At 65.2% G+C, this 9,422-nt stretch carries 13 protein-coding genes; 7 read left to right on the plus strand and 6 right to left on the minus strand.

Annotated features, from left to right (window positions below; genetic code table 11):
* The first annotated feature begins 19 nt into the window (after positions 1-19).
* The 5 genes from minC to BLW27_RS19885 all read left to right on the plus strand — a co-directional run bounded on the left by minC (position 20) and on the right by BLW27_RS19885 (position 3,680).
* On the plus strand, positions 20-526 hold the full coding sequence (gene minC, locus BLW27_RS19865) for a septum site-determining protein MinC (RefSeq protein ID WP_245710968.1): 507 nt from the start codon (positions 20-22) through the stop codon (positions 524-526).
* The gene (gene minD / locus BLW27_RS19870; RefSeq protein ID WP_089886394.1) at positions 523-1,371 is read left to right on the plus strand and encodes a septum site-determining protein MinD; all 849 of its coding nucleotides are present in this window, start codon (positions 523-525) and stop codon (positions 1,369-1,371) included. Before minC ends, minD begins: the two co-directional genes overlap by 4 nt.
* Positions 1,368-1,637: a cell division topological specificity factor MinE gene (minE, locus tag BLW27_RS19875; protein WP_177178017.1), complete on the plus strand. Its 270-nt coding sequence runs from the start codon at positions 1,368-1,370 to the stop codon at positions 1,635-1,637. The genes minD and minE overlap by 4 nt, the downstream gene beginning before the upstream one ends.
* 258 nt (positions 1,638-1,895) lie before the next feature.
* Positions 1,896-2,357: a thiol-disulfide oxidoreductase DCC family protein gene (locus BLW27_RS19880; RefSeq protein ID WP_089886396.1), complete on the plus strand. Its 462-nt coding sequence runs from the start codon at positions 1,896-1,898 to the stop codon at positions 2,355-2,357.
* Between the two features lie 225 nt (positions 2,358-2,582).
* Positions 2,583-3,680, plus strand: a complete 1,098-nt coding sequence (locus BLW27_RS19885; RefSeq protein WP_089886398.1) for a histone deacetylase family protein — start codon at positions 2,583-2,585, stop codon at positions 3,678-3,680.
* Between the two features lie 50 nt (positions 3,681-3,730).
* Here BLW27_RS19885 and BLW27_RS19890 read toward each other — a convergent pair whose 3' ends face one another.
* The 6 genes from BLW27_RS19890 to BLW27_RS19915 all read right to left on the minus strand — a co-directional run bounded on the left by BLW27_RS19890 (position 3,731) and on the right by BLW27_RS19915 (position 7,527).
* Positions 3,731-4,426, minus strand: coding sequence for a recombinase family protein (locus tag BLW27_RS19890; protein ID WP_089886400.1), 696 nt, complete (start codon positions 4,424-4,426; stop codon positions 3,731-3,733).
* A gap of 63 nt (positions 4,427-4,489) precedes the next feature.
* Positions 4,490-4,936: a phage terminase small subunit P27 family gene (locus tag BLW27_RS19895; RefSeq protein ID WP_245710969.1), complete on the minus strand. Its 447-nt coding sequence runs from the start codon at positions 4,934-4,936 to the stop codon at positions 4,490-4,492.
* Positions 4,937-5,025: 89 nt separating this feature from the next.
* A complete protein-coding gene (locus BLW27_RS19900) occupies positions 5,026-5,472 on the minus strand; it encodes a hypothetical protein (RefSeq protein WP_218141188.1) in 447 nt (148 codons plus the stop codon).
* Between the two features lie 2 nt (positions 5,473-5,474).
* Positions 5,475-5,693: a DUF7220 family protein gene (locus BLW27_RS19905; RefSeq protein ID WP_245710970.1), complete on the minus strand. Its 219-nt coding sequence runs from the start codon at positions 5,691-5,693 to the stop codon at positions 5,475-5,477.
* Between the two features lie 11 nt (positions 5,694-5,704).
* Positions 5,705-6,190 (minus strand): phage terminase small subunit P27 family, encoded by a 486-nt coding sequence (locus BLW27_RS19910; protein WP_218141189.1) that lies wholly within the window; start codon positions 6,188-6,190, stop codon positions 5,705-5,707.
* On the minus strand, positions 6,187-7,527 hold the full coding sequence (locus BLW27_RS19915; protein ID WP_425429309.1) for a site-specific DNA-methyltransferase: 1,341 nt from the start codon (positions 7,525-7,527) through the stop codon (positions 6,187-6,189). The genes BLW27_RS19910 and BLW27_RS19915 overlap by 4 nt, the downstream gene beginning before the upstream one ends.
* 800 nt (positions 7,528-8,327) lie before the next feature.
* On the opposite strand from BLW27_RS19915, the gene BLW27_RS19920 reads away from it, so the two are divergent.
* On the plus strand, positions 8,328-8,921 hold the full coding sequence (locus tag BLW27_RS19920) for a hypothetical protein (protein ID WP_143042387.1): 594 nt from the start codon (positions 8,328-8,330) through the stop codon (positions 8,919-8,921).
* On the plus strand, positions 8,918-9,376 hold the full coding sequence (locus tag BLW27_RS19925; protein WP_089886408.1) for a hypothetical protein: 459 nt from the start codon (positions 8,918-8,920) through the stop codon (positions 9,374-9,376). The genes BLW27_RS19920 and BLW27_RS19925 overlap by 4 nt, the downstream gene beginning before the upstream one ends.
* The last annotated feature ends 46 nt before the right edge of the window (positions 9,377-9,422 follow it).

Below are 9,422 nucleotides of genomic sequence, written 5' to 3' on the forward strand. Positions count from 1 at the left end.
AGATCTCTCTCGGCTTCGCGTGCTGGTCGCGAACCTGCGACGGCGCAAGCTTCGTGTCTTCGGCGTTCAGGGCGGCGGACAGCTGTCGGAGGATGCCCTTCAGGAACTGGGCCTCATCGCGGTCCCGGCAGGCAAGGATGCGCCGCTGCCGAACGATAATCGAGGGCACCGCCGGTCCCGCGCCGAAAGCCTCGGCAGCAGGAACAAGGTGGTCCACGCGCCGGTCCGTTCTGGACAGATGATCGTCAGCGAGCATGGTGATCTGACGGTGATCGGCTCCGTCGCCTCCGGCGCCGAAGTGGTCGCGAGCGGCTCGATCCACGTCTACGGGGCCCTGCGCGGGCGCGCGATGGCCGGCGCGCATGGCGATGAATCCGCGCGCATTTTCTGTCGGTGCCTCGAAGCGGAGCTGGTGGCGATCGCAGGCCTCTACCAGACGAGCGAGACGCTCGAGGACGCGGCCCGCGAGCGATGCACGCATGTATACCTTGAAGACGACCGACTGCGCATGGAGGTAATCGGATGACGATCGAACTGAAGGAAAAGCCGCCCCTCGGCCGGGTCATCGTGATCACGTCGGGAAAAGGCGGGGTCGGCAAGACCACGTCCGCGGCCGCAATCTCGGCGGGCTTGGCCAAACAGGGGTTTCGCACCGTCGTGATCGACTTCGATGTCGGCCTGCGCAACCTGGACATGACGATGGGCTGTGAGCGCCGTGTCGTCTTTGACTTCATCAACGTCATCCAGGGCGATGCACGGCTGAAACAGGCCATGATCCGGGACAAGCGGCTCGACAATTTGTTCATCCTGCCGACCTCGCAGACGCGGGACAAGAATGCGCTGACGAAGGAGGGCGTCGAGAAGGTTCTCGACGACCTCAAGCAGGAGTTCGACTACATCGTCTGCGACAGCCCGGCGGGAATTGAGCACGGTGCCCAGATGGCGATGTTTTTCGCCGACGAGGCCGTTGTCGTGACCAACCCCGAGGTGTCGTCTGTTAGGGACAGCGACCGTGTTCTGGGACTGCTCAGCAGCCAGACCAAGCGGGCCGAGACCGCGGATGCGGAACCAGTCAAGGCGCAGGTCCTGCTGACGCGTCACGACCCCGCGCGCGTGCGAAGCGGCGAAATGATGACCGTCGAGGACGTGCTGGAGATCCTCGCGGTGCCGCTTCTGGGCGTCATCCCCGAGAGCCCGGCAATCCTGCGCGCCTCGAACATCGGCACGCCCGTCGTCCTCGACGAACCGTCCGTCGCGAGGCGGGCCTACGAAGATGCCGTCAGGCGCCTTACCGGGACCGAAGTCGAAATGCGGATCGAGGGGGAGCATCGTCCCAAGCTGTTTCAACGGCTCTTCGGGCGTGCGTCATGAGCCTGTTCAGCTTTGCTCGCAAGGCGCGCCGCCCCAGAAGCGCACAGACCGCCAAGGACCGGCTGCAGATTCTCCTTGCCCATGAGCGCAGTGGCGGCGGTGTCGAAAAGACCGACTACCTGCCGTTGCTGCAACGCGACATCGTGGCCGCGATCCGGAAATACGTCGCGATCACGGAGAACGATGTCGAAATCCGCATGGAGCGCGGAGACCAGATGTCGAGCCTGGAGATCAACATCGAAATGCCTCGCGGGGCCCCGCGGTAGCTCGCGCGGCCCCGCGGTAGGCAGGCTGAAGCCAGCAGCCGCGATCCCGCGCAGGGCACCAAGCCGCGTGGCGGCGCGGTATCAGACCAGTGGCGGACTTCCAGCGCCATGACGCGCGCCCAGCTCACGTCGTGGCTGGCGCGAGCTGCGCGACCATACCGCGGGGCTAGCATGGCGACGAACCTGCCAAGCGTCGCGCCATCCCGGGTTTCCTCGCGACAAGCCGTAATCTACTCTGCTTGCAGAACAGGAGGTCCGATGGCCAAGCTTCTGCCCCGTCCGCCGTACTCATATCGCGAAGATCCGGCGGTCCCGGCGTTCGACGACGCAGGTCCTGTCGCGATTATGGACGGCGACTGTGCGTTGTGTTCCTGGGGCGCGCGCACGATCGCGCGGCTAGACCGGCAGGGCGAGTTTCGCATCTGCCCCTTGCAGTCCTCGACCGGAACCGCGCTTGCGAGGCATTATGGGCTGGAGCCGCGTGATCCCGAGACATGGCTCTTCATCGATCAGGGGCAGGCCTGGTCGGGGATGGAGGCCATCATCCGGATCGGCGAGCGGTTGGGCAAGGTTGGGCGCCTCGCCAGCCCGATGCGGGTCTTGCCCAAAGGCTTGCGCGAATGGCTGTACCGGCGGATCGCGCACAATCGCTACCGGTTCGGCCGTAGCGACATGTGCGCACTGCCGGACCCGGAATTGCGGCGCCGACTGCTGACCTGAAGGATCAGCCTTACGTATGAACCGCGCTGTTTTTCGGCAGTTATAGCCTCTCGAGAAAATTCCGGACGGCCAAGACGTGCCGTGGCGGCTGCGGCGATCCGCGGCCGGCGACGACTGTCTACCTTGACCCGCAACCTGCGCGCGAGGTGGCGCGGCATGTGATTGTCAATCGTTGCTACCCACGGCCGATCTGCGGCATGCTCGCCTCTACAGAGGAGAGGCTCGATGGCGAACCGCCGTGCACTGGCCCTGTTCGACGAAAGGATGCTGCTGCACCGACCGCAGGTCGAGGATCCATTTCAGCCGGGTCGGCTGGAGCGCCGCGTGCGCGAGATCCTGAACGGGCTGGAAGTGAAGTGGAATTTCCCTGAACGGCCTGAACGGCTCGTGGCCATTCGCGACCTCTTGGACGCAGAGCCCATTGCCGGGCTGGTGCGCGGCACAGGCCGGAGCGCAAGCCGCGAGCAATTGGCGCGTGTGCATACGTTCGGGTACCTCGACAGCATCGACAGATGGCGCGGTCGAAGCGCTTGGCTGGACGTCGACACGACCGCCGTGTCGCCCGGAAGTGTCGAGGCTGCCGAGATTGCTGCGGGCACGGCCATCGCTGCCGTCGAGGCTGTGGCAAGCGGTAGCACCGATAGCGCCTTCGCGCTCGTGCGGCCCCCAGGGCATCATGCTGAATCCGTCCGGGCGCGGGGGTCTTGCCTGTTCAACAACGTCGCCGTCGCCGCGGCGCATGCGCAGGCTGAACTCAATTTCCCCCGGATATTGATCGTCGATTGGGACGCGCATCACGGCAACGGAACACAGGAGATATTCTGGGCCAGCCCGGACGTCCTGTTCTTCGACATTCATCGCGCCGCACCGTTCTATCCAGGCTCAGGTTTGCTTGGTGACGTCGGCGCTGGGCTCGGCGAGGGCACGACGGTGAACGTGCCGATTCCGGCCGGCGCCGGAGACGCAGCCTTCCTCAAGGCGATGCGAGAGGTGCTCCGGCCGGCTGCCGACTGGTTCAAGCCCGATCTTGTCCTCGTTTCGGCAGGGTTCGACGCGCACCAAGCCGACTTCGCGCTGAATGTCAGCCACGAGGGGTTCGCCGCGATGACCGGCATCGTCCAAGAGATCGCCGACAGGCACTGTGAAGGTCGCCTCGTGCTGGTTCTGGAGGGCGGCTATCAACTGGAGGCGCTGTCGCGCAGCGTCCATACTGTACTGCGCGTCCTGACCGGCGAAACGCCCGCGGAAGTCAGAGAACCCGGTCTTGCCGAGGTCGAAGACGCCGCCGCATTCCATTTGCCGGCCTTCAGTGACGATGCCTGAAAGGCTGCAAGGAGAAGGCCTCAGCTCCGCAATGTCACCGCTCACATGAGCTAGAGCCCGACACGCCCCAGCAAGTTCCGCACGTTTGACACGTGCCACAAGCCATCGCGCCGAGTGCTGATCCCGCGAGCGTTCAACTCGGCGGCCATCGCCCGCAGAGACGTATGTCCGGCAGCCCTGATCTCCGCGACCACCGGCGCCAGCTCCTGCGCGAAAGCATCTGCATTGCCCCTAACGGCCTCACGCAGGGCCACGCCACCTTTGCCTGCGCGCCTCAGCGCTGCGGCGCCATTCGGGTTGCCAAGTGTCACGCCGCGCGCCTTCGCCGCCGCCAGCGCCTCTTTCGTCCGGCGCGAGATCGCCTCGCGTTCCTGCTGGGCAACGAGCGCCATGATGCCGACGGTCAGGTTGTTGGCCTCCGGCATGTCGCAGGCGACGAAGCGAACGCTACTCGCCTGCAGGGTCAGCAGGAAGGCGGCGTTGCGGGAGAGACGGTCCAGCTTGGCGATGACCAGCGTGGCCCCGGTGATCCGAGCAAGGTTGAGCGCCTTGTCGAGTTCGGGCCGGTTGTCGCGCTTGCCGCTCTCGGTTTCGGTGAAGCGGGCCAGGATGGTGGCGCCGGTCGTGGCGGCGAAGGCGTCGATAGCGGTGCGTTGCGCCTCGAGCCCCAACCCGGACCTTCCCTGCCGCGCAGTGGAGACCCGCTCGTAGGCGACGAGGCGGAGCGGTGGGGTCGGGTTCGCCATGTACACACCTGCGCAACGTTGGTTTGGCAGTTTTTTACATTCCGTCAGAGGCTTAGTGTAGCTTCAAAGGCGCTCGTCCAGTTCGATCCGACGGATTTCTGGCTCTGCGGAGTCGCGGCGACGCGCCGTGTGGCCCTGGTCGATCGGGCTTTCCTGACGCTCGCCGTTCTCGTCGGTGTAGACCGCAACGAGCTCGATCCTCGTGATCGGATCGTGCTGCGCGTCCATCGACATGTCGAGGCGGGTCCGGGCCACCGGTGTCAGGCCGAGCTCGGTCATGTAGCGGCCCATCACCTCCATCTGCTTGTTGGCGACCGTGAGCCAGGGCGATTGCTGAACGTAGCCGCTGGGCGCCTTGATCAGGGTCGGCGTTCGCGAGAGATGCTCCTCGGCCTCCACCCAGCGGCCATAGGCCTGGCAATAAGCGGCGAGTGCCGCGCGGTCGGCCAGCGTGAGCAGGCCGGCCTCGTGCAGCGGTGTCGCCAGCCTGCGCCATTCCTTCTGTGCCACCGGGGACAGGTGCGGTGGGCAGCGTGGGAGCGCGGCAAGCCGGGTGCGTGCAAGCGTTCCTGCCTGCGGCGTCGGTTTGCGGCCCCGCATCACAGGTCCCGGTCCCCTTCCGCAGGGGCGGCGAGGCGCGGCGACGGCGGATCGGCAGGACATCCAATCCGGCCGCTGCGTTCGGCGATCTGGTCGAGCATCCGTTTCAGCGCATCCTTTGACCCGTTGGCTTTCTCGGCGTGCGCGGCGGGCGGCGCGGCCTTCGGCGTGTCGAACCAGCCGGCCTGGGTCTTGAGATAGAAGATGGCGCAGGTCGTGTCGCCGGCGCGTGCCTTCTGCAGCAGCCCGTTCGCCACATGCGCGATCGCCTTGGCCTTGCCCCTTTTGTAGCGCGCAGAAACCTCGTCGTCGCGCGCGCAGATGGCGCGGAAGGTGTTGCGGGCGATGCCGAGATAGTCGGCGATCTGGTCCTGGTTCAGCAATGCCGCCAGCGTCTCGACCTCGCGCACCTGGTCGGGATCGAGCGTGATCTGCGGTCGTCCCATGGTCATCCGCCTCCGTGGCCATAGCGTGCGAACAGGCGCCGCAGCATGTAGCCGCGCACGAGAGAGACGAGGGTGAACACGGTCCCGATCAACAGGTGCCGGTCCATCGGCAATCGCAGGCCCAGGACCGGGAACAGGGTCATCTGGGTCAGAAGCGCGACGATGAACCCGATGGTGACGTTTGCTACGGCTTCGGCCAAGGAGAGCAGGCGCGACTGCATTTGCGTCCCCCTCATTCGAACCAGGCAAACGGATCGTCTGCCTCTTGAAAGTATGTCGCAGAGACCCGGCTGCGGGCGGAGGGCGTGAGGCCGAATTCGGCCGCGTAGCGCACCATGTCCGCCATCGCCTTGTTGGCGGTACCGACGAGCGGGTTCTGGATCGCGTTGCCGCTCTGGGTGCGGATGACGAGGCCCGCGGTCACCGCATCCCGGGCAGCCATGACCCTGAGCGCCCGCTCTGCAGCGACCCATCGACCATAGGCTTGGGCGTATGCCGCCAAGGTCCCGCGATCGAGCGCGGACAGGATACCTGCCTTTGCCATCTCGTCGGTGACCCGCTTCCATTCAGCGAGCGCCTCATCGCTCAGGTGCTCGGGCGCATCCGGAACGGCGGGCTCGATCGTCGGCTCGACCGGGTTCAGGCGATGCGCTCGGGCGGTGCCTGCGAGCACCTTCAGCCGGGTCGGCTTCGGCTTTGGGCCGCGCGGTGCCATCATCCGCTATCCTTCATCGACCCGACCCCCGGTCGGAATTGTGGCCGCGTATGCGTGTGCCTTCCCCGCCGGTTTCCCCATCGAACGCTCCGGACTTTGCCCCCCCCCCGGGCGCCGGCGACGACTGCAAAGGTCTCCCCGCTCTCGGCATGGAAGGCCTCTTGCTCCGTGAAGGCCTGCCATCGCTCCACGGCCACGTCGACGTAGGCCGGGTCGAGTTCGAGCGCGTAGCACACCCGCCCGGTGCTTTCTGCCGCAATGATAGTGGTGCCCGATCCGCAGAACGGCTCGTAGACGGCCTGACTGGGGCTGGAGTTGTTCAGCATTGGCCGGCGCATGCACTCGACGGGCTTTTGGGTGCCGTGCACGGTCGCGGCGTCCTGGTCCCGGTTCGGGATGGTCCAGAGCGTGGATTGCTTGCGATCACCCGACCAGTGCCCAGTGCCGCGGACAGCGTACCAAGCCGGCTCGTGCTGCCAGTGGTAGTGCCCGCGGCTGAGGACCAGGCGTTCCTTGGCCCAGATGATCTGGGAGCGGATGTCGAAGCCGGTGGCGATCAAGCTCTCGGCGACAGTCGTGGCGTGCAGCGCACCGTGCCAGACATAGGCCACGTCGCCGGGGAACAGCGCCCAGGCCTCCCGCCAATCGGCGCGATCGTCGTTCGCGACCTTGCCTGTCCGCTTGGTCTTGACCGCCCCGGTCTCGTTACGCCAGGCCGGGTCGTAGTTCACGCCATAGGGTGGGTCGGTGACCATGAGATGGGGACGCACGCCGTCCAGCAGCCGGCCCACGTCATCGGCGTTGGTCGCATCTCCACAAAGAAGCCGGTGGTTGCCAAGCACCCAGAGATCCCCCGGTCGGCTCACCGGATTGGCCGGTGGCTCAGGTGTCGCCTCTTCCCGCGGGTCGGCGGCGCCGTGGTTCAGGAGGGCGTCCAGTTCGGCGCCGTCGAAGCCCAGCTCGCCGAGATCGATCCCCAGCTCGCCCAGATCGGCCAGCTCGAGCCCCAGCAGCTCCTTGTCCCAGCCCGCCTGCTCGGCCAGTCGGTTGTCGGCCAGAAGGTAGGCCCGCTTCTGTGCTTCCGTCAGGTGCCCCAGTTCGATCACCGGCACCCTGACCAGACCCAGCTTCCGGGCCGCCAGGACCCGGCCGTGCCCGGCAATGATCCCGTTACCGCCGTCCACCAGCACCGGATTGTTGAACCCGAACTCGCGGATCGAGCCGGCGATCAGCGCCACCTGCGCGTCGCTGTGCGTCCGCGCGTTGTTGGAATAGGGGATCAGGTCAGCGATCGGGCATTGTCGGATCTCGACCACTTGCCTGTTAGCCAGTTTTGTCACGCTGCCCCCGCCTCGCAATTTCTCGTGTCTGAGTGCTGCCTTGCGCCGAGCATATCAGGCCGCTCAAGTCCATGTAATCATGACAGTTTCCGAAGATTGACGACAGGAGCCGACAGGACGCCACAAGTATGGCAAAGCAACCTGGCGTCGATTGGCCCGAGGTTAGCGCGGCGGGAAGGGTGCAAATCCGACCAGCGGGCGGCAGCGGTGACAAACGTGACAGTTTCCCCGTAATCCCACGTATAGGGAGAACGAAACCGCCTATACGGTGGATAGTCTGTCTTTTGTCACTTTTGTCACGCCTGGTGTTTTCCACCTGACACAAAGCACCCGAAGGAAGCTCAGTCTCGGGCAATGCTCCAGCTTTCTTGAACGAAACTGTCAGATGACGGCAGCCAGCCCAGAGTGGTCATGGCGCGAGACGGCGGGGCTGGTAAGAGCGGACCTTCGGGCAGGGTCAGTCAAGTGGTCGATGTGCGGGACGAAACGGTCCCTTGCTGCGCCTTACACGAGGGTCTGTTCTCGCAAGATATACTTGGCCGGAGCGCTGCGAGAGCGAGTTCACCACGCGCGACGAAGGACCATGAAGAAACCGAGCGACATCTTGGGCCTCCTTCGGCGAGTCGTGGTATCTCCTCAGGTTCCACAGTAGTCTCCCGTCAAGGGAGGGCGCGCTTATGATGGAAGCGGTGGGGCGGAAGAAGGCGCGTTGGCTTTTCGGAGCGCGGGGCGCGAAGGAGTTCGTGGGGAAGACGCGCCCGCAGGAGGACTTGGTGACTTCGGCGGTGTTTGGATCGGTGATGCTCCTGTCCATTGCCGATCGGCGCGCGGCGGTAGACGTCTTGCTCGGCCCGGACGCCTGGAAGACTGCGAGTTTCGATCTGGCGCAGGACATCGAGATCCACCTTTGGCCCAGATTGAAGGGGACCGATGACAGACCGGTCGAGCCAGACGTGCTGCTGACATGCGGCGGCCGGACGCTCGTCGTTGAGGTCAAGTGGCACGCGAACCTCTCGGAGCGTCAGATCGACAAGCAGATCGAGGTGGTGCGGCGGGCGGGTCGGTATGGCGAGGTCGTCGCATCCGTCATGCTTGGAAACGCGGTCGTAGAGACTGTCATAGCGGGCCTGCCCTGCGTCGCGCGGACTTGGCGGGACGTGTCTGGCGCGGTGCAGAGCCACCCAGGAACCGGACCCGGCCTCGGGCGGTGGTTGCGGCAAGTCGACGCGTTTCTTCAGGAAACCGACATGGGCCGGATCTACAGGGGCCTGCCTGAACTGCGGCATGCTGAACGCGCCGCATACCGGTTCGAGAAGCCCGGCCACCCGCCCTGGCTTGCCCGACCGCTGCCAACTGCTGTCCCGACGCATTACTCCTTCGGAGAGACGACATGATCAACGACCAAACCATCGCGCAAGGCCGCAACCTTTTTGTCGCGGCCGACAATATTCGCCGAGCCTCGGCCGATCTGGACGCGCTTTGGGAGAGCATGTTCGAGGCGTTGGAAGATGAGGAATTCGGCGCCGGCGTGGCGACGGAGCCAAAGAAGAGGGATAGTTCGTACTCAACCGACTGGATCTCTCCGATCTACGAGCAGACGTTCGAGATCCGGAAACCGTCCAAGAAGGACAGCTCGCCGGGAAAGGTGATCTCAACGATCAGCGTCGCGATCCGCCTATGCGGTAATTCCGACGTCTCCGACGAGCCGGTGTTCCCCTGGTCTGATCAAGCCGCCCTCATCATCGCTTGGCACCCGTTTGACGATGAATGGGGCGCCGAGGACTTCGAGGTCGACAAGGCATTGTTGCGTAACTCACGCCTAAGGCGTGACTTCCCCTTTCCCCGCTGATGTCATGCCACGCGAACGATCTCGGCGGTGCCGAGGGCTGAGAAGC

The organism is Citreimonas salinaria, assembly GCF_900107235.1.
Classification (GTDB): Bacteria; Pseudomonadota; Alphaproteobacteria; order Rhodobacterales; family Rhodobacteraceae; genus Citreimonas; species Citreimonas salinaria.

Coding starts and splice junctions, on each gene's coding strand:
- minD (WP_089886394.1), top strand. CDS start 523: ATGACGATCGAACTGAAGGAAAAGCCGCCCCTCGGCCGGGTCATCGTG.
- minE (WP_177178017.1), top strand. CDS start 1,368: ATGAGCCTGTTCAGCTTTGCTCGCAAGGCGCGCCGCCCCAGAAGCGCA.
- BLW27_RS19880 (WP_089886396.1), top strand. CDS start 1,896: ATGGCCAAGCTTCTGCCCCGTCCGCCGTACTCATATCGCGAAGATCCG.
- BLW27_RS19885 (WP_089886398.1), top strand. CDS start 2,583: ATGGCGAACCGCCGTGCACTGGCCCTGTTCGACGAAAGGATGCTGCTG.
- BLW27_RS19890 (WP_089886400.1), bottom strand. CDS start 4,426: ATGGCGAACCCGACCCCACCGCTCCGCCTCGTCGCCTACGAGCGGGTC.
- BLW27_RS19900 (WP_218141188.1), bottom strand. CDS start 5,472: ATGGGACGACCGCAGATCACGCTCGATCCCGACCAGGTGCGCGAGGTC.
- BLW27_RS19905 (WP_245710970.1), bottom strand. CDS start 5,693: ATGCAGTCGCGCCTGCTCTCCTTGGCCGAAGCCGTAGCAAACGTCACC.
- BLW27_RS19910 (WP_218141189.1), bottom strand. CDS start 6,190: ATGATGGCACCGCGCGGCCCAAAGCCGAAGCCGACCCGGCTGAAGGTG.
- BLW27_RS19920 (WP_143042387.1), top strand. CDS start 8,328: ATGCTCCTGTCCATTGCCGATCGGCGCGCGGCGGTAGACGTCTTGCTC.
- BLW27_RS19925 (WP_089886408.1), top strand. CDS start 8,918: ATGATCAACGACCAAACCATCGCGCAAGGCCGCAACCTTTTTGTCGCG.